We start from the raw sequence: 17,911 nt of genomic DNA on the forward strand, positions 1-17,911 counted from the left end.
GGGAAGAGCCCATTTTGATTGCTAAGCCCGGGAAATCGTTCAACTTGAAATGGCGGCCACCAGGCCCTGTCGCCAATGATTTTTTTAAATCAAAGGCGTTTATTCGTGGCATCCGTGGCCCCATCGGCTCCGGCAAGTCTGCCGCTTGCATCGTTCGGCTCTTCGCCACGGCGATGAAGCAGGAGCCCGACGCCAACGGCGTGCGACGCACGCGCTTCGCGATCATCCGCAACACCTACCCCGAGTTGAAGTCGACGACCATCAAGACCTGGCTCGACTGGTTCCCAGAGGACATCTTCGGGCCGATGAGTTGGGATGCGCCGATCACACACACGATCACGCTGCCACACCCAGACGGCACGCGCATCGAGGCCGAGGTGCTCTTCCTCGCAGTGGACCGCCCTGAAGACGTGAAGAAGCTGCTGTCGCTTGAGCTGACCGCCGCCTTCACCAACGAGACACGCGAGCTGCCGTTCGCCGTGATCGAAGGCTTGACGGGGCGGATTGGTCGATACCCGTCGCAGCGCGACAAGCCCGAGTGGATCGACGCCAAGAGCTGGCCCACCGAGCGCTACCTCGTGATGGACACGAACAGCCCGAGCGACAGGCATTGGTGGTACGAGATGGCCGAGCCCAGTGCCAAGGGCCACGCCGCAGTGATGGAGCGCATGGCTCCGATCATCGAGGAACTGGAGCGCATGGAGCTGATCTCGCCCGGCCAGCCCCTCATGGAGTTCTTTGCGCAGCCCAGCGGGATGTCGCCCCACGCCGAGAACATCGCCAACCTGATGCCCGGCTACTACCAGTTTTCAGCGGTCGGCAAGACCGAGGAGTGGATCAACGTGCACCTCAAGAACGAATACGGATCGACCTTTAGCGGCAAGCGCGTCTATCCGCAGTACAGCGACAGCCTGCACCTTGCGAAGGCCAAGCTGTTCGCAATCAAGGGGCTACCCCTGCGGCTCTCTTTCGACTTTGGCCGAACGCCGTGCTGCGTCATCGGCCAGCTCTCGACACGCGGCCAACTTCGCACGATTGCCGAGATCACCAGCGAGGACATGAGCCTGCGGCAGCTCATTGAAGGCGCGGTCGTTCCGTTCCTCAATGAGAACTTCCCAAACCATCCCTTCAAGGAAATGATCGTCACGGGCGACCCTGCTGGAGACGCGAAGGGGCAGGATGAGGGATCGAGCTGCCAGGAGATATTGGAGGAGTTCTGGCCGCAGTACGAGAGCGCCTTCTCGAACGACCCGACGACGCGGCAGGAGGCGGTCAACTACTTCCTCACCCGGAACATCGATGGCGAGAGCGCTTTCCGGCTCAGCCCCGAATGCCCGACTTTGCGCGAAGGCTTCAACGGCGGCTACCACTACCGGCGCCTGAAGACGAATACGAGCGACGTGCGCTTCCTGGAGGCGCCCGAGAAAAACGTCTTCTCGCACCCGCACGACGCCCTACAGTACCTCGCGATGAAAGCATACCGCCCCCAGGCCACTAAGCGCCCGCGCTCCAGCTCGCACATTCCGGCCCGCGGCGATACCGCAACGGGGTACTGAAATGGCAGGCATGGAAAACGTCGAAACGGTCGAGCAACTCTCGGCCGACAGTCCTACCGATGAGAGCATGAAGGCGGTCGACCCGGCTGCCTTTGCGAAGCTGCTGGAGGAACTGGGCAACGCGCACCTCAAGGAGTTCGATGAAGCTCGGACCTTCCGCTTGGAGACTGAGCAACGCTGGCTCGACGACCTGCGCCAGTACAAGGGCATATACGACGCGGCGACGCTGCAGCGCCTGAAGGACAAGAAGCGCTCGATGCTCTACCTGCGCCTGTCGCGCGCCAAGGTGAAGAGCCTGAATGCGCGGCTGTCCGACATGCTTTTCCCGGCCGGCGACAAGAACTGGACGATCACAGCCACGCCGATGCCAACCCTCGACGAGGAGATGTACGCCGACGAGATCGCACAACTGCGGCAGCGCGCGCAGGAGGCCGGCCAGCAACTGAGCCCGACCGCCATCGAGAGCGCCATCCGAGAGGTTGCTCGCGATTGCGCTGCGCGTATGGAGAAGACGGTCAACGACCAGCTCGAAGAGGGCGGATACGAGTCGGTCTGCCGCAAGGTTATTGCCTCCGGCAACATGTACGGCACCGGCATCCTGAAGGGGCCGCTCGGGTCGCCACAGATGACTCGTCGCTGGCGCCGCATGCAAGGGCAATGGGTGCTGGAAGACCGCAAGGTCGTCAAGCCTCACTTCGCCTTCGTCCCGCTCTGGTATTACTACCCTGACCCCCTGGCGACCGAGCGCGAGCAGTGCCGCTACGAATTCGATGCGCGCCCAGCCACGGCCAGCGACATCGCCAAACTGCGGCGCGATGACGCCTACATGCCTGAGCAGATCGACAAGGTGCTCTCCGCCTTTCCGAACGGCAATGTGAACCAACTCGAACTGTGGGAGCAGAGCCTGCGAGAGCTGTCGAAGGACCAGGTGAACAAGCCGAACCCGACGGGCCGCTTTCGGATCATGGAGCGGTGGGGCACGATCAAGGCCTCGACGCTCAAGGCGGCCGGACTGCCGGTCGAAGACGAGAGCGTGGATTACGAGGCTCAGGTCTGGCAGGTCGGCCACATCGTCATCCGCATCGACATCAACCCCTTCGACAGCGGATCGCGTCCCTTCAAGCTCTTCTACTTCGACAAGGACGAGTCGAGCATCTGGGGCGAGGGCATGTGCTCCATCATGCGCGACACCGAAAGGGGCGCCAACACTTCGGTTCGTGCCATGGTGGACAACGCTGCGATGGCGGCCGTGCCGAACCTTGAGGTCAACACCCGCCTGATGCCGGAGGAGCAAGACCTCGACACCTTCACCTCTGGCCGCGTGTGGCATCGCACGGGATCGGCCGCAGATGCGCAGTACCCGGCCGTCCGGGTGATCGACATCCCCATCCGTACCGCCGAGTTCGCCCAACTCCTGAAGCTCTTCATGGAGCTAGGCGACGAGGTGACGACCGTCCCCAGGTTCACATACGGCGGGACGGACGGCGCGGCGGTCAGCAAGACGGTCGGTGGCTTGTCGATGCTCATGGGCCAGGCAAACATCTCGCTGAAAGACCTCGCGAAGAACTGGGACGACGGCATCACGGAGCCGTTCATCGGCGACTGCTACGACTGGAACATGCAGTTCAACGATGACCCGACTATCAAGGGCGATCACGAGGTTACAGCGCGCGGCAGTTCGTCGCTCGTGGCGAAGGAGATTCGCTCCAACGCGCTCGCCGGCTTCACGGCCGACCTCATCAAGATGGCGCCTGATCTGGCGAAGGTGCGGGAGCTGTTCGAAGAACGAGCCCGCAATCTCGACCTCGACCCCGACATGTTCTTGAAGACCCAGGGCGAGGCCGACCAGGAGAACCAGGAGAAGCAGATGGGCGCGGCTGCCATGCAAACGGTAGCGACCATCGCGAAGGCCATGCGCATTCCACCCGAGACCCTGGTGCAGAACGTCGATCAGATCATCCTCCAGCTCACGGAAGCCGCCCAGCGCGCCGGCCAAATCGTGAATGGAGCCGCAGCGCAGATCGCGCAGCAACCCGCAGCCCAACAGGAGCCTGCCCTCGTATGAACCCGCAAATGACCGAGATCAAGGCCCCCATCGCCAAAGGCACCACCGCAATCGTCGCCGCAATCGGCGCCAACACCGATGCAGCAGGCCAGGTCGCGACGACTGTCGCCCAAGCCGTGGCGCCAACCTCCGACCCGACCTGGTACTGGATCATCGTCGGACTGCCCTGGGACAAGATCGCCTCGCTCGTGGCGGCGATCTACACCTCCGCGCTCTTCAGCGAGTGGCTCTTCAAGAAGGTCTGGCGAGCTTGGCTGCGGCCGGTCGCGGTACGCCGTGGCTGGGTTGCTGGCGAGCCTCTGATGACGCGCAGCCAGTGGGCTGAGCTGGTGAAGGAGGACTGAGATGCAGGCGAATCGAGTACGCATCGCCGTCGCCAGTCTTGCGCTCAGCGCTGCCGGCTTCATCGCCATCGTCGGGAGCGAGAGCTACACCAGCACCGCTGTGGTCCCGACCAAGGGTGACAGGCCTACGGTTGGCTTTGGCAGCACGTTCCACGAGAACGGCGCGCCGGTAAAGCTCGGAGACACCACCACGCCCGTGCGCGCCCTTGTCAAGGCTCAGGCGCACATTGGCAAGGAGGAAGCCGTCTTCCGAGCATCGCTCGACGGCGTGAGCCTGAGCCAAGCCGAATACGACACCTACATGGACTGGGTGTACCAGTACGGCTCGGGCAACTGGATCAAGCCGCTGTCTCCGCGCACATGGCTTTTGAAGGGCGACTATGCGGGGGCGTGCGAGGCGTTGCTCAACTGGCGCTACGCCGCAGGCTACGACTGCTCGACCATGGTGAACGGACAGCCGAACAAGCGCTGCTATGGCGTGTGGACGCGCCAGCTCGAACGCTACACGAAGTGCATGGCGGCGCAGTAGCGAGAAAAGCGTCCAGCGTCAAGAACGGCCAACCCTATCCTCACCGCATTCGAAAACACTACCGATGAGAGCAAGCAAGATCACTCACCACCAGAAGGGAAGCCTGACGCTCGCCCTGACGTGCGTTGTGGTGGTCATGGTGCTCATCTCCGTTGTTCTGTCCCAGGCGCTTGTGCTGCGCGGTGCACGTCACGACCTTTCCAAAGCCAACGCACGAGCCGACCAAGCAGTGCAGGCGCTTGGGATCGAACGCCAGCAGAGAGACCTTGCCAATCGGTCGGTGCTCAATCTTCAGAACCAGCTCGATGCCCAACGGGAGAACGCTGATGCAACGCTTGCCGCGCTATCGGGCGCCCTTCGTGACCTGCCTGATGTTCGTTTGCCTCGCCGTGTTGGCGGGGTGCTCCGCAATGTCGTCAAGCCTGAGCCCGCAGCCGGTGCTGCAACCACTTCCTCCCGAGCTGGCGAAGCCGCCTCGCAAGCCGATGCCACTGCAAGAGGTGGAGCGACGGATGAGGATGGCAGCGTCTCATGCAAAGCCGTCGCCGTCTGGGCCGCAGAGAACATCGAGCTGGTGCTGAAGCCAAACGCTCTACAGCTCGAAGCCATCCAGAGGTTCTACGAGGAGCAGCGAGTCCTGCTTCTCCTCAATGGACGAGAGGCGCCAAGGTGACTCCCTTCGAAACCGCGCGCCGCGCGATGCATGGCTCCTCCAACACACAAAGCCTGCAGTCGTTCATTTCGCTGTTGGTCGAGCGCGAGAAGGAGTTGATTGAAGAGCTGGCGAGCAACGGCAATGCTGTCGAGGTCCAGCACAGATTCAAGGAGCTTCGCCTGATACGCGAGGCCCTGAGCATGCCCGTGTCGCGAGGTGCACCTCGCGACGAGGGCTAAGAGGCCAGGCGTGAGCCCACGGCCGCCCGCCGCAAGGCAAACAGGATCGAGCCGCGCTTGACGCGACGATCTCTCAACGAGAAGACAACGTGGAACAAGACGACGAATTTGACGCAGCTTTCGGCAACCGCAACGCCCAGGTGAGCGCTTCGCTCGACGAGGGTGGCGATCCTTCGACCGACGATCCTACCGATGGTAGTTCGGCGGCGCCGACTGATTCCGCCCCTGATGGTGGCGCTGCTCCGGCCCCGGCTCCTGCAGCCGCACCGGTCGCCGCTCCCGCGCCTGCCACTCCGGCTTCTGCCGTCGAGGCTCCAGCGCCCGCCGCGCCTGCTCCCGCACCGGCCTCTGCGCCAGCGGCAGCAGACGAGGAAAACGATCCGGTGAAGCTGCGTCAGCGTCTCTCGACTGTGCAAGGTCTCCTGCGCTCGACCTCCGACGAGCTGAAGGCCCTCAAGACGAAGCAAGCCGAACCGCCTGCACCGGCCCCTGCGCCAGCAGCCGCTCCGGTCGCGCCGAGCGCCGAGGACGCCGAGGCCGAGGAGCTACTCGCCGAGCTGAAGGAGAGCGCGCCGACCGTCTACAAGGCGGTCACGCTGATGATGAAGAAGGATCGCGCCACTCTGGAGCGCACCTTCGAAGATCGCGTCGCCGCGCGCATCAAGGAACTCGACGTTCGCATCGAGCCCATCGAGTCCAAGCAGCAAGCCCAGTCGGACGCAGACCACTTCGCGGCAATCGCGAAGGCTCACCCTGACTGGGAAGCCGTTGTCCAGTCACCCGAGCTGATTGCTTGGGTGCAAAGCCAGCCGACCTGGACGCAGCAGCACTTCGCGCGCGTCGCGGAATCCGGCACGTCCGCAGAGGTGATCGAGGTGCTGAACCAGTACCGCGCATCGAGCCCTGCGGCGTCTCCGGCTGCCGCGCCCGCGCCGTCTGCTGCTCCCGCTGCAGCTCCTGCAGCGCCTTCGGGACATGAAGCCAGACGCGACGCACAGAAGCGTGCGCTTAGCACTCAGCCCAGCCGGAGCGCCCCTGTGGCACCGAGCGCGGCAGCGGGCAAGCCCGACGACTTCGACAGTGCATTCGCGGCAGCGGCAGCCCGTGCGGCACCCGAACTGACCTGATTCAACCTGAGAGATTGCCATGACCAAGTACGGTGATATTTCCCCCGCCGTCGCGGGCGTACAAGCAGCCGAGCTGCTGACGCGCGCGATTCCCTACCTCATCTTCGAGAAGTTCGGCCAGACGAAGCCTCTGCCGTCGAACAGCACTTCGACGATGATCTTCCGCCGCTACAACGCGCTTTCGAACGTGCCGGTGGCTCTGGCCGAAGGCGTGACGCCTGCCGGCAAGCAGCTCACCAAGACCGATGTGAGCGTCGAGATCAAGCAGTACGGCGACTTCATCGAGTTGACCGATGTCGTGCAAGACCTGCACACCGATCCGGTGCTGCAGGAGACCCAGGCCATCCTGGGCGAGCAGGCCGGCCAGATGCTGGAGAAGGTCCGCTACAACGTGCTGAAGGCTGGCACCAGCGTGTTCTATGCCAATGGCGCGACCCGTGCCGCGGTGAACACGAAGATCACGACCGCGCTGCAGCGCAAGGTCACGAAGACCCTGAAGCGCCAGAGCGCCAAGCCGATCACCACGGTGCTGCGCTCGACGCCGGCCTACGAGACCCGCAACGTCAAGGCCTCGTACATCGCCATCGGCCACACCGACATCGAGAACGACGTGCGCGACATGGCGGGCTTCAAGGCCGTGGAGACCTACGGCTCGCTCTCGCCCTACGAGAACGAGGTCGGCGCTGTCGAGGACTGCCGCTATCTCACCTCGACGCTCTGCGACCCGTTCGCTGACGCGGGCGGCGCGGCTGGCGGCACGATGCAGTCGACCAGCGGCACCAACTGCGACGTGTTCCCGGTGATCTACCTCGGGAAGGACGCCTGGGCGTGTGTGCCGCTCAAGGGCAAGGCGGCTATCACGCCGACCATCGTGAACCCGAAGCCAGTCCAGGGCGACCCTCTGGGGCAGCGTGGCTCGGCAGGCTGGAAGGCCTACCACGCCTGCGTGATCCTCAACGACGCCTGGATGTCGCGCGGCGAGATCGCCGTCACGAACTAAGTCGTCGGCGAAGGAGAGGGCTTGCCTGTGGCGGTCCTCTCTTCCATTCATTCAACAGGAGATTCATATGACCAAGGCTGAAATGGTTGCTCGCGCGCTCGAACTGAAGCTCGGCGAGGAGCCTTCGCTCAAGTCCATGTCGAACAGCGCCCTCGAAGCGCTGCTCAAGGAAAACGACCCGACGCCCGGTCGCGCCGCCACCGAAAGCGACAAGGGCGTCGCGACCGGCAAGGGCGACGACCCGCGTACCGGCATTAAGAAGCGCTGCCGTATCGAGGTCGGCTCAGGCCCCGATGGCAAGTTCGACGTGTTCGGCTCCGTCAACGGTTTCAACTTCGTCGCGAAGCGCGGCAAGGAAATCGAGCTGGACACGGGGTTCATCGCGCATCTGCGCAGCCTCTATGTCACCGAGTTCAGCCCGGTGATCGAGAACGGCAAGGAAACGGGCGAGTACACCTCGGACAACATCCCGCGCTTCAACGTCGTCGAGCTGGAGTAAGTCGGCGATGGTCCCCTCGCTCGCCATCGCTGGTGCTCGCGTCATCCTGAATGACCCGGCAGGAACGTCGCCCCGTTGGAGCGATGCGACGCTGCTCGGCTACTTCAACGACTTCATGCGGGCTCTGGCGCTGCAGCGGGGGGAGTTTTTTACCGAGCAAATCGATGTCCCACTCGTGGCGGGCGAGATGCAGTCGATCTCCAAGCTGACAACGTTAGGCCTGGTCGACGTGCTCAAGAACCAGGGCGCGGAATACGTTCGCGAGGTCGACATGACCGAGATGAGCGTTCAGGCCAGGGGGTGGGGGAAGGCCGCCAGCAAGCCGTTCAAGGTCTGGATGAGGCAGAAGGCCGACCCATTCCGATTTGCCGTGTATCCGCCAGTCGTGATCCCTCCGAGTCCAGCTCCAGCTCCGAAGGCTACTGTCTCCGTCACGGCGCTCCCTGCTGCGGTCACTGATGCCACGAAGAACACCGACAACGGCGTGTCGGCTGTGTTCCAGGCCAGCGCCGAGAACTTCATCGCCGGCCGCGCGCTCACGATCAACACCAACGCCGCGGACACGGCGAAGGGCGTGCAGCTTCTTTCATTCGCTGCAACGCTGGGTGGAGGGCAGGGCTGATGCTGATCGAAAGCCTATACGACGAGGTAGCTCAGCGCGTTCCTGCTACCCCACAGCTCATCGCGTCAGCAGTGAACACGGCGCTGGGGCGCTTCCTGCGGGATTCGACTGCATGGCGCGTCAATGCCAAGTTCAAGACCAAGCCGGGCAAGTTCGAGTACGACCTCAGCGACCTGGTGGAAGAGGGGCTGATCTGCGCCGTGACGCGCATGAACCTCCAGGGCGACTCCAACCCCATCGATCCCTACACCGCTCGCGACATGGATCGTCGGGTGCCGGGTTGGCGCACGCAGTCGGGAGAGCAGCCGCGCGCATATATCGCGCCGCAGGAGCCTCACCTCGTTCGCCTCTACCCCATCCCATTGCGGGTCGATACCGTCGAGGTGGAACTGGCGCTTTACTGCAATCCGAGCACCGTGAACATCCCTGACTGGCTCGGCGAGATGTACCGCAAGGAGTTGGTCGAGGGCGCTGCTGGCGTGCTCTATCGCATCCCGAAGAAGGCTTGGACGGATGTCGCCATGTCGAAGGACTGCGATCTGCTTATCGACGAGGCGGCACGCTCTGCTCGCGCACGTATCGACAAGTCGCACACGAGGGCCATTGTGACCCTGAAGTCCACCCCTTTCGACGAGCTGTAACCCATGAGTGCGATCCCTACCTGTGCAGTCCGCGCCGTCATCCGAGATTCGGTCGGTGGCGAGCCGATTGTTGGCGCCACCATCGTCGCTCGGCTGTCGGGCTACGACATTGACGATGGTTACGTCGTACCGGAGGAAGTCGAGGCGACCACTGATGCCGATGGCTATGCGGTCCTACACCTCTGGCCGAACCAGCTCGGCTCTGTCGCGAGCTTCTACAAGATCACCATCGCGGCGAACGAGAAGAGTCTTCGCACGACAGCCGTCGTGCCAAACCTTGCCTCGATTGACCTGCATGCCATCGCCGAGCTGCCGCCCTACGAGGGGAGGCCTGACGGCGCCCTCGTGATTGCCCAGGTGCTGCAGGCCCTGGTCGAGGCTCAAGCGGCCCGTGATGCCGCTGCCGCTTCCGCTTTGCAGGCGGATGGAAGCGCAAACGCGGCGTCAGCGAGCGCGGCTTCAGCGCTTGCCAGTAAGAGCGCAGCAGTAGTCTCGGAAGCAAACGCTGCGGCGAGCGCGAACGCAGCCCTGACGAGCCAGAACAACGCGGCGAACAGCGCCACGGCAGCAGGCGCTAGTGCAGGCAACGCTGCGGCAAGCGAGACAGCGGCTGTCGGGTCCAAACATCTTGCCCAGGCCTGGGCGATCCAGCTCGGCACCCCCGTCGAAGGCGGCGAATACAGCGCGAAATACCACGCGCTCGCGGCAGCGGCAAGCGCGGCCAGCATCGCAGATGGCCCGGTCTACTCATGGGTAGGCCTACTCGGCACCATCACGTATGCACAGGCACGCGCGGCGCTGAACATCACTAACGTTGGGAATCTCGCGCCGGCCGATTATCCGATCAGCTCGGCGACGGCGGGTGCCCTCGCCAACAAGGCCGACCTCGTGGCTGGCGTGGTGCCGGCCTCGCAGCTCCCCAGCTACGTCGATGACGTGCTCGAATTCGCGAATCTCGCGGCTTTCCCAGTAACGGGCGAGACGGGGAAGATATACATCGCGCTCGACACCAATCGGCAATACCGTTGGACTAGCTCGATCTACGTGCAGATCGTGGCGTCGCCCGGCACCACCGACGACATTATCGAAGGGACCACGAACCTCTTCTTCACGCAGGCCCGCGTGCGCGCTACGCCGCTGACGGGGTTGAGCCTTGCTACCGGCACGGCCATCACGGCGGCCGACACGGTGCTGACCGCACCCGGCAAGTTGCAGAAGCAGATCACCGACAACGCGGCCATCACGGTCACCAAGGACAGCAACACGGGCGCCGCGAACCTGCCAGCCGGCACCACGGCGCAGCGCCCCGCCAACGCCGTTGGCATCCTTCGGTACAACATCACGCTCGGCCGCGCTGAAATCAACAGTGGCACCGGCTGGGGCTCGCTCGGCGGCGCCACGGGCGGCGGCACCGACGCCGTCTTCTACGAAAGCGACATCGTGGTCACGACGGACTACTCGGTTCCGGCCGGCCGCAATGCTATGGCTGCTGGACCCATCACGATCAACGCAGGGGCGACGATCACCATCCCGGCAGGCTCGACCCTGACCATCGTTTAAGGAACCGTCATGGCAGTAAAGATCGACGGCAACGGGCCTATCACAGGCTCCACTTCGGTGTGGAGCACGGGCGACTTCAAATGGCGGCAGGCGCAGGCGGCCGACGCTGGCTGGATCGCGGCCACGGGCGGCACCATCGGCAACAGTGGCAGCGGCGCTACCAACCGGGCCAACGCCGATACATTGGCGCTCTTCACGCTCTGGTGGACCGACTACACGGACGCGCAGCTCCCGATTCAAACGGTGACCGGTTCGGCCAGTACACGAGGCGCAAGCGCCGCCGCCGACTGGGCGGCGGGCAAGCGGCTCACCGTGTTCGATGTGCGAGGGCGTTTCATTCGCGCGCCGGGCACCATCAACGGTCTGACCTTCGTGAACGGCAACGGCTACGCCACGTCGACGCAAGTTCATCAGCACAAGATGCCGATTGGCTTCGATGGAGGTCCGATGGGGTACTTGTGGGCTGACGGCAGCGGCTCGCCAGTATTTGGCTCGACAGTCGAGACAGGGGCATGGCGCGCAACCTTCGCGCCAAGCAGCTTCGGCTCTGCGAGTGTCCGCGTTGCCTATACGGCAGGCACATTCGAGAACACGTCTGGCGAATCGGCCGGCCCCAGCATTGTGATGCTGCCCTGCTACAAGCTCTGAGAAAAACACCATGACGCTCAAAATCGTATCCGAGGCCACTGGTGGCCGCATCCAGAACGAGACGCCCATCGACGTGCTCACCGTGGGCGCGGCCGGCCTTATCACGCTGCCCGGCAACCTCGTCATGCCCGCTGGTGTGTTGAAGCAAGCTGGCAACAAAAAGATCGGCTGCTCGGTCTTTATCTCGGCGAATACTGCGTTCACGCGCAATGTTGATACCAAGATTCCATATACAGGCGTGGGGTGGAACCCGAATGGCGCTTTCAATACGAGCACCAACCGGTTTACCCCGGATGTTCCCGGCTGGTACGCAGTCCACCTTACATCCTCCACCAATGGCGACGCCGCGTCCGACAACTGCCAAACACACATCAACAAGAATGGGTTCACCAACATTACGGTCGGATTGACGAACACGTCCTCCGCCGTTCTTCTCGTGTGTGTGCATAGCGGCAGTCAACTCGTCTACATGAACGGTACGACCGACTACATCGAAGGGCACGTATATCGGGGGCAGGCGAGCGGAACCTGCACCTTAAACGGCGACGCGGGCGGCTCCGCGAACCGCCTCTCTGCGATCCTCATGTACCCCGACTAAGGAGCCACTGTGGGCACGAAAACAGACAGCTATCAGGTCGGGCTCAGCGTCACGGCCACCAACAACTTCACGCTTGTGAGCGATGGCGCGGGCGGCTTCAAGATCGCGCGCGGCAACCCAGGTGCGACGACGCAGGACATCCTGACGGTGAACGCAGCGGGCGAGGTCAATGTTGTTCAGCCGAACCCATGGGTTGCGTCTACTCCAATTCCAACGGCTGCAAACGGAGCCTTTGGCAACGCCTCGGGTTCTCTACGCATTCGAAAAGAGGGGAAGACAGTCTTCGTACAAGCGTCGGTGTTGATCACTACGCTCGGCACAGCATCCGGGCACGCCATCCTTCCGCTGCCTTATCCGGCGGTGGCGCTGGCCAACACCTATGCAGAGTGGTCACTTGCTGGACGAGAGTCACAAACGACCGGGTATGGTGTGATCGGGTTCGTCCGGCAGGGTACGTCGAATCTGCTGCTGGTGCCTTTTACAGGGCAGTCGATGGCTAGCAACAACGTGCTGAATGTCTGCGGTTTCTACGAGACGGCAGCTTAAGCACGGCCTGCAACCTACCAATAGTAGTAAATGCGGATCGATATACAGAAGTTCTTGGGCTTTGCTCCAATCGTAGCTCCTATCGCACTCGGAGAGAGCATGGCCCAGGTAGCTCTCGACTGCGATCTGCGAGGGGGAACCCTTGCGCCTATGCGCGGCCATCGCCTGGTTGGCGATCTCGGTCGCATGAACCCGAAGACTATCTACAAGTTCGGCTACAAGAGCGGCAACGAGATGCAGTGGTGGTTCGCTTTCGAGAACGACATCGACGTGGCGAAGGCCGCGATCTCGAATGACACTGAGGAGCGAACCTATTTCAGTGGCGTGATCGGTGGATTGGACATCGTTCGAAAGACACGATTCGGATTGGCGCAGTCTGGTACAGCGCCGTATCCGACCAACTACCTGGAAGCCAGTGTCCCTAAGCCGACGAGCAAGCCGGCGTTCACTACTTCTGGCGGCGACGGGAAGATTGAGCCGGAGTATGTCATCTACACCGAGACGTTCGTTACCGAATGGGATGAAGAGTCCGAGCCTGGCCCTGCTTCAGATCGTGTGTCAACGCTGGTTGGTGCCACGAATACCATCACCAATCTGACGCCGCTCCCGAGCGGGAGCACGCAGATCAACCGACGACGCATCTACCGAAGCTCGTATTCTGGCAACTTGCAGACGGGCATCCAGTTTGTCGCGGAGATTCCGGTAGCGCAAACCACCTATGTCGACTCAAAGACCAAGCTGGAGCTTGGCGAGACGCTTAAGACTCAAGGGTGGGATGCATGGCCTGAAGGTATCCGGGGATTGCGTGCTCTCTGGAGCGGCATGACCGTGGGCTTCAAGGACTACGACGTATATTTCGGTGAGCCGCTCTCGCCCTATGCCGCGCCTCTCGCGTACTCACAGGCCACGAACGACCCCATTGTGGGGATTGGCAGCTTCGGCACCGCGCTCGTGGTCTTGACCAAGGGCGCGCCGCTCACTGCCAGCGGTGGACATCCAGACGACTTTGTACTGGCGCCCGCGGAGGTATTGGACGAGTGCTCGGGCTGCGCGTCGAAGAGGGGCATTGTCTCGGTGCCTGGTGCTGTCTTCTATCCGAACGAGCATGGCATCGTGATGCTCTCGCCTTCCAGCTCGCAACTGCTGACGGCTGCCTACGTGCAGAAGAACGAGTGGAAGAAGTTCGCGCCAGATACGATGCTCGGCATCACATCGGGCTCGCGATACATCGGGTTCTACGACAACGGTTTGGTAAAGCGTGGGCTGATCTTCGATCCGAATGTTGTTGGCTTTACCGAGACAACCGCCTTCGCTTCAGCCGCGCATGTCACGAACGGCAAGCTCTACTTGGCGATGGGCTCGAAGCTCATGTGCTTCGAGGAAGGCGATCTGCTTCCCTACACCTGGAAGAGCCGCAAGTGGGTGCTGCCAAGTCGGGCCAACCTGAGCGTTGGGCGCGTACTCGCAGACAGCTATCCGGTGACACTGAAGCTCTTCGCGGACGGCGCGCTTGTGGGAGAGAAGACCGTCCAGAGCAATGAAGAGTTCACGATGCCTTCGGGCTACACGGCCTTCGAGTTCGAAGTACAGGTAGAGGGCGTTGCCAAGGTGCGTCGCGTTACCCTCGCTGAAACCTCGGACGAGCTGCAGGACATCGGCGCATGACAAAAGTCGCCGTCCGCGATGTGCCGAAGTCGGCGGGCGATCTGGCGCCTCTGCTGATGGAGTTGCGTCGCGCCGTGATGTCGCTCAACGCCACCGCGGTCAGTCGGGAAGAGCTGAAGGCCGCGGGTCTGGTCGTCGAGGAGGACGGCAGTCTGGTGGTGCCGCCCGTTGGGGGCGATCTGCCGCCCCCGCCTCAGCCGACTGGGTTGACGATTACTGTTGGTTCCGGCGTCATCTTCCTGGAGTGGTCCGGAAATCAATATCCCGGCCATGCCTACACCGAAATCTATCGAGCGGGCACGAACGACTTCACCCTCGCTTCGCAGGTCGGGCAGACTCAGGGCTCCCTCTATGTCGATGCGGTGGGGGTTGGCTCGGCGGCATATTTCTACTGGGTTCGCTTTGTGAATGTCGCCGGTCGAAAGGGGCCGCTCAATGATCAGGCAGGCAAGCCAGCGCAGACCGCTCTCTCCGTCGCGGCATTGCTTGACGCGATCACAGAGGCGGCTGAGAACCCCGATGCTCCGTTCACGAAGATGGCCGTTCGAGCTGGGCTCTTCTACGTGGCAAACGAGAATAGCTCGGCCCCGATGTTTTCTGTTGTCACCGCGCCGATCATGAACAACGGGGTCGAGGTTCCCGTTGGCGTCTATATGGCCGACGCATGGGTCAAGAACGGGACGATCACCAACGCCAAGATTGGCAATCTGGCAGTCGACGACGCGAAGATTTCGGAGCTGTCGGTTAGCAAGCTAAAGGCAGGCAGCATCGCAGTCGGCCAATGGATTGGAAGTCAGGGCTACATCGGCGGCTCATCCGGATGGCGCATTAACGCGGACGGAACCGCCGAGTTCAACAACGTTGTGATTCGCGGCACTGTCTATGCCTCCGCTGGCTCCTTCGCTGGAAGCATTTCCGGTGCGACCGGAAATTTCCGCGGCCAAGTCACTGGCGGCGGCTTTGCTGGATACGCATGGCCGGCGTCTGGGCAGACTGGCTTTTACATTGGCGGGAACGGGCTGCTTCTTGGGAACGCGAACGATGGCCGCTACTTCCAGGTAGAGGCTGGAGGCAATGTTTTTGCGCCTGGCTTCAGCATTGTCAACGGGAACGCCACATTCAATGGGACGATCAACGTGGTGGGGCAGGCTGGGACGCGACGACTAGTCATAACGAATAGCCAGATTCTTGTTTTCGACGACGCGAATGTGCTGCGTGTGCGGCTGGGAATTTGGTAATGCCATTTGGGCTTCAAATTTGGGACCAGTTCGGAAACGAAATTCTCAACTCGTCCACCAGCGTCTGTCGCGTCATTGGCTACGTTTCGATCACGGGTAACGGCTCGGTGGCCGTGCCAAATGGGCGGCCTTGGTTCGCCGTACTCAACGACAACAGCTACGACTGGCAAGAGATGTCATATGACTTCAACGTCAGCGGACAAACTCTTTCGTGGACCGCGTTCCCGGCCGAGCCTTTCAGCCCATCGCCTCCCACCATGAACATCGTCTATGGGGCCTACTGATGCCGGCAGGGATTCAAGTTTTTAACGACAACGGTTTCTTCCAGATCGACTCGGAGTACACGAACTTCCGCCTCACCAGCGTGCAGACGTTCAACTTCCCGGGACCAGGCGGCGCATCGCCGGAGCTGTTCGCTGGGACGGTATCCACCGTCATTTCCGGCAACACCCCACTCGTGGCAGTCCGTTCGACGGTGCTCTGCTCCATCGCGATGATTCGGCAGTTCTCGCCGACGACGTTTCTAGTGCGCGCCGCGGCAGTGGACACGGCTCCGGGATCGGTCACTTTCTATGTCTTTGACCAGTCGCCACCTACTCCTAGCAATTGTGGGCTGCAGGTCTGGAACGCCGCTGGCACGCAGGTCTATGACTCGAACGACAAGTCGTTGCGGGTAGTGGACACCTATAAGCAGGGAAACGTGTTCTTTCCCAGCGGCGTCGCCAGTCGCAGCTATCCCGGAAAGAAGGTGGCAGTTGTCGTCAGTGGAATGCTCCGCTACATGCAAGACTCAGCGTCAATGCAATGGGAGGCTTTGCTAGGCGCGCGAACTCCGAACGACAACACCATCGAGCGCAGCTTTTTCATCTATCGACGCTATTTCACAGCCACCAGGCGCGGCTATGTTTCCACGCGAAACGTGACCGACCTAGTTGTCGATGTGACTGGGTATTGACGAGAAAACCGTCCGCTGCTCGCGGCTAGAGGCCTAGGATGCTCGGCAATCCTACTGATGCGAGCATGAACACTACTCCCGACTTCTCTGGCAAACCTGTTCGTGCCCTGATCGACTATCTCGTAAAGGGGGACCGCGAAGCGGCGGCTTTCCTTGAGATGCTCTTTGCGGTCGTACATCTCTGGGATGACCTCGTTGATGGCGACAAGCAGGCCGACACAAGCCTGATGATGTTTGGGGCGTTGATCGCATTGCCGCGCGATCCGTTCTATCAGCGTCACTTCGCGATGCTGAGTCCGCTCATGGAAATGGCAATGCTCAACTGGCTCACGGCAAACGAGCTGGAGCGGACCAACAGTGCCGCCGACAAGCGTATCGCCTTCATCACCCGCTCTGACTATCTGAATGTCGCGCTCATGTCCGCGCGGATCGTCGGCGGATGGGATTGGGCGCGTGAAGTCGCGGCAACGGCGCGACGCCAATTCCACATCGAGGGATACGAGGCCTATATCGAAAACCTGCGCGCCCAGTTTGCGGCGTCTTCTACGTCGAAGGAGTAAGCCATGTGTATGGGTGGCGGCGGATCGGATAAGAACCTGGGCGTTGCTGCGCTCTATCAAGCACAGACTCAGGCGGTGCTAGGGCTGCAGCAAAACGCGCTCGCTCAGCAGAAGCTCGACAGCGACACGGTGCTGCAGCGCGAATACATGGACATCATCAAGGCAAATCAGCCGACTGAGCAGCGCTTGCAGAGCGCCCAAGCTGATGCCGCCGAACTCGCGTTGAATCGATACCGCGACGTTCAGGTTCCGCTCGAAAACCAGATCATCGACGAGGCGAGGAACTACGACTCGACGGAGCGCATCGCCGCAGAGGCTGGCAAGGCGGACGCGGCTGTTGTCCAGGCCTACGACAAGGCGAACGCCGGGGCGCAACGGGACATGCTGCGAGCTGGCCTCAACCCCAATTCGGCCAAGGCTCTCGCCTTGCGAGAGAACTCCTCGCTGTCTCAGGCCGCTACCGCTGCGAATGCGGCCACGAGCACCGCCGAGGCGGTGAAGGGGAAGGGCTTTGCGATGCGGATGGATGCGGCTGGACTCGGCCGGAACCTCCCTGCGAACTCGACGGCCGCCTCGGACGCAGCACTTCGCGCGGGGCAGTCGAGTGCGGCAGGAATGGCGGGCCTCATCAGCGCAAACAACCAGAGCTTCAATTCGACTATGGGTGGCTTCGGCCAGGCGGCAAGCACCATCGGTGGCGCTGGGAACACGTTCCAGAGCATGGCGCAGCAGCAGCAGGCCTCCAGTGACGCAAAGAGCGCTGGTATCGGGAAACTAATTGGCGGCGCTGCCAGCGCCTATGCAGGTAGCGCTGCGGGTAGCGCTGCGCTCACGGCTGTGGGTGCCGGCCTGATGTCGACGTAA

The 17,911-nt window shown here is 62.1% G+C and carries 20 protein-coding genes; all 20 read left to right on the forward strand.

Annotation, left to right across the window (positions count from 1 at the left end; all coding sequences use genetic code 11):
• The first annotated feature begins 14 nt into the window (after positions 1 to 14).
• Positions 15 to 1,556, forward strand: a complete 1,542-nt coding sequence (locus ABL844_RS12500) for a hypothetical protein (RefSeq protein WP_418131458.1) — start codon at positions 15 to 17, stop codon at positions 1,554 to 1,556.
• Between the two features lie 10 nt (positions 1,557 to 1,566).
• Positions 1,567 to 3,621: a portal protein gene (locus ABL844_RS12505; protein ID WP_418131459.1), complete on the forward strand. Its 2,055-nt coding sequence runs from the start codon at positions 1,567 to 1,569 to the stop codon at positions 3,619 to 3,621.
• Positions 3,618 to 3,965, forward strand: coding sequence for a hypothetical protein (locus ABL844_RS12510; protein ID WP_418131460.1), 348 nt, complete (start codon positions 3,618 to 3,620; stop codon positions 3,963 to 3,965). Before ABL844_RS12505 ends, ABL844_RS12510 begins: the two co-directional genes overlap by 4 nt.
• 1 nt (position 3,966) lies before the next feature.
• The gene (locus ABL844_RS12515) at positions 3,967 to 4,494 is read left to right on the forward strand and encodes a glycoside hydrolase family protein (protein WP_418131461.1); all 528 of its coding nucleotides are present in this window, start codon (positions 3,967 to 3,969) and stop codon (positions 4,492 to 4,494) included.
• 64 nt (positions 4,495 to 4,558) lie between these two features.
• Complete coding sequence (locus ABL844_RS12520) at positions 4,559 to 5,167, forward strand: hypothetical protein (RefSeq protein WP_418131462.1); 609 nt, start codon at positions 4,559 to 4,561, stop codon at positions 5,165 to 5,167.
• Positions 5,164 to 5,388: a hypothetical protein gene (locus ABL844_RS12525; protein ID WP_418131463.1), complete on the forward strand. Its 225-nt coding sequence runs from the start codon at positions 5,164 to 5,166 to the stop codon at positions 5,386 to 5,388. Before ABL844_RS12520 ends, ABL844_RS12525 begins: the two co-directional genes overlap by 4 nt.
• Positions 5,389 to 5,477: 89 nt before the next feature.
• Positions 5,478 to 6,515 (forward strand): hypothetical protein, encoded by a 1,038-nt coding sequence (locus tag ABL844_RS12530; protein WP_418131464.1) that lies wholly within the window; start codon positions 5,478 to 5,480, stop codon positions 6,513 to 6,515.
• Between the two features lie 19 nt (positions 6,516 to 6,534).
• Positions 6,535 to 7,515: a N4-gp56 family major capsid protein gene (locus ABL844_RS12535; protein WP_418131465.1), complete on the forward strand. Its 981-nt coding sequence runs from the start codon at positions 6,535 to 6,537 to the stop codon at positions 7,513 to 7,515.
• 67 nt (positions 7,516 to 7,582) lie between these two features.
• Complete coding sequence (locus tag ABL844_RS12540) at positions 7,583 to 8,014, forward strand: hypothetical protein (RefSeq protein ID WP_418131466.1); 432 nt, start codon at positions 7,583 to 7,585, stop codon at positions 8,012 to 8,014.
• A gap of 7 nt (positions 8,015 to 8,021) precedes the next feature.
• Positions 8,022 to 8,636, forward strand: coding sequence for a DUF6682 family protein (locus ABL844_RS12545; protein ID WP_418131467.1), 615 nt, complete (start codon positions 8,022 to 8,024; stop codon positions 8,634 to 8,636).
• Positions 8,636 to 9,277: a hypothetical protein gene (locus tag ABL844_RS12550; protein WP_418131468.1), complete on the forward strand. Its 642-nt coding sequence runs from the start codon at positions 8,636 to 8,638 to the stop codon at positions 9,275 to 9,277. The genes ABL844_RS12545 and ABL844_RS12550 overlap by 1 nt, the downstream gene beginning before the upstream one ends.
• 3 nt (positions 9,278 to 9,280) lie before the next feature.
• Positions 9,281 to 10,837, forward strand: a complete 1,557-nt coding sequence (locus ABL844_RS12555; protein WP_418131469.1) for a hypothetical protein — start codon at positions 9,281 to 9,283, stop codon at positions 10,835 to 10,837.
• A gap of 9 nt (positions 10,838 to 10,846) precedes the next feature.
• A complete protein-coding gene (locus ABL844_RS12560; RefSeq protein ID WP_418131470.1) occupies positions 10,847 to 11,485 on the forward strand; it encodes a hypothetical protein in 639 nt (212 codons plus the stop codon).
• 10 nt (positions 11,486 to 11,495) lie between these two features.
• The gene (locus tag ABL844_RS12565; protein ID WP_418131471.1) at positions 11,496 to 12,083 is read left to right on the forward strand and encodes a hypothetical protein; all 588 of its coding nucleotides are present in this window, start codon (positions 11,496 to 11,498) and stop codon (positions 12,081 to 12,083) included.
• Positions 12,084 to 12,092: 9 nt separating this feature from the next.
• Positions 12,093 to 12,629 (forward strand): hypothetical protein, encoded by a 537-nt coding sequence (locus ABL844_RS12570; RefSeq protein ID WP_418131472.1) that lies wholly within the window; start codon positions 12,093 to 12,095, stop codon positions 12,627 to 12,629.
• A gap of 99 nt (positions 12,630 to 12,728) precedes the next feature.
• The gene (locus tag ABL844_RS12575) at positions 12,729 to 14,294 is read left to right on the forward strand and encodes a hypothetical protein (RefSeq protein WP_418131473.1); all 1,566 of its coding nucleotides are present in this window, start codon (positions 12,729 to 12,731) and stop codon (positions 14,292 to 14,294) included.
• A complete protein-coding gene (locus ABL844_RS12580) occupies positions 14,291 to 15,532 on the forward strand; it encodes a phage tail tip fiber protein (RefSeq protein ID WP_418131474.1) in 1,242 nt (413 codons plus the stop codon). The genes ABL844_RS12575 and ABL844_RS12580 overlap by 4 nt, the downstream gene beginning before the upstream one ends.
• 211 nt (positions 15,533 to 15,743) lie before the next feature.
• Positions 15,744 to 16,487: a hypothetical protein gene (locus tag ABL844_RS12585; RefSeq protein ID WP_418131475.1), complete on the forward strand. Its 744-nt coding sequence runs from the start codon at positions 15,744 to 15,746 to the stop codon at positions 16,485 to 16,487.
• A 65-nt stretch (positions 16,488 to 16,552) separates the two neighbouring features.
• Positions 16,553 to 17,047 (forward strand): hypothetical protein, encoded by a 495-nt coding sequence (locus ABL844_RS12590; protein WP_418131476.1) that lies wholly within the window; start codon positions 16,553 to 16,555, stop codon positions 17,045 to 17,047.
• Positions 17,048 to 17,056: 9 nt separating this feature from the next.
• Entirely contained in the window at positions 17,057 to 17,911 is an 855-nt protein-coding gene (locus tag ABL844_RS12595; RefSeq protein ID WP_418131477.1) for a hypothetical protein, read from the forward strand.

It is taken from the genome of Variovorax sp. 278MFTsu5.1 (genome assembly GCF_048305045.1).
GTDB lineage: Bacteria > Pseudomonadota > Gammaproteobacteria > Burkholderiales > Burkholderiaceae_C > Variovorax > Variovorax guangxiensis.

What these genes read in the sequence shown, in the direction of transcription:
- ABL844_RS12540 (WP_418131466.1), top strand. Translation starts at nt 7,583, where the DNA reads ATGACCAAGGCTGAAATGGTTGCTCGCGCGCTCGAACTGAAGCTCGGC.
- ABL844_RS12555 (WP_418131469.1), top strand. Translation starts at nt 9,281, where the DNA reads ATGAGTGCGATCCCTACCTGTGCAGTCCGCGCCGTCATCCGAGATTCG.
- ABL844_RS12560 (WP_418131470.1), top strand. Translation starts at nt 10,847, where the DNA reads ATGGCAGTAAAGATCGACGGCAACGGGCCTATCACAGGCTCCACTTCG.
- ABL844_RS12550 (WP_418131468.1), top strand. Translation starts at nt 8,636, where the DNA reads ATGCTGATCGAAAGCCTATACGACGAGGTAGCTCAGCGCGTTCCTGCT.
- ABL844_RS12565 (WP_418131471.1), top strand. Translation starts at nt 11,496, where the DNA reads ATGACGCTCAAAATCGTATCCGAGGCCACTGGTGGCCGCATCCAGAAC.
- ABL844_RS12510 (WP_418131460.1), top strand. Translation starts at nt 3,618, where the DNA reads ATGAACCCGCAAATGACCGAGATCAAGGCCCCCATCGCCAAAGGCACC.
- ABL844_RS12545 (WP_418131467.1), top strand. Translation starts at nt 8,022, where the DNA reads ATGGTCCCCTCGCTCGCCATCGCTGGTGCTCGCGTCATCCTGAATGAC.
- ABL844_RS12505 (WP_418131459.1), top strand. Translation starts at nt 1,567, where the DNA reads ATGGAAAACGTCGAAACGGTCGAGCAACTCTCGGCCGACAGTCCTACC.
- ABL844_RS12575 (WP_418131473.1), top strand. Translation starts at nt 12,729, where the DNA reads ATGGCCCAGGTAGCTCTCGACTGCGATCTGCGAGGGGGAACCCTTGCG.
- ABL844_RS12535 (WP_418131465.1), top strand. Translation starts at nt 6,535, where the DNA reads ATGACCAAGTACGGTGATATTTCCCCCGCCGTCGCGGGCGTACAAGCA.
- ABL844_RS12595 (WP_418131477.1), top strand. Translation starts at nt 17,057, where the DNA reads ATGGGTGGCGGCGGATCGGATAAGAACCTGGGCGTTGCTGCGCTCTAT.
- ABL844_RS12590 (WP_418131476.1), top strand. Translation starts at nt 16,553, where the DNA reads ATGAACACTACTCCCGACTTCTCTGGCAAACCTGTTCGTGCCCTGATC.
- ABL844_RS12515 (WP_418131461.1), top strand. Translation starts at nt 3,967, where the DNA reads ATGCAGGCGAATCGAGTACGCATCGCCGTCGCCAGTCTTGCGCTCAGC.
- ABL844_RS12520 (WP_418131462.1), top strand. Translation starts at nt 4,559, where the DNA reads ATGAGAGCAAGCAAGATCACTCACCACCAGAAGGGAAGCCTGACGCTC.
- ABL844_RS12580 (WP_418131474.1), top strand. Translation starts at nt 14,291, where the DNA reads ATGACAAAAGTCGCCGTCCGCGATGTGCCGAAGTCGGCGGGCGATCTG.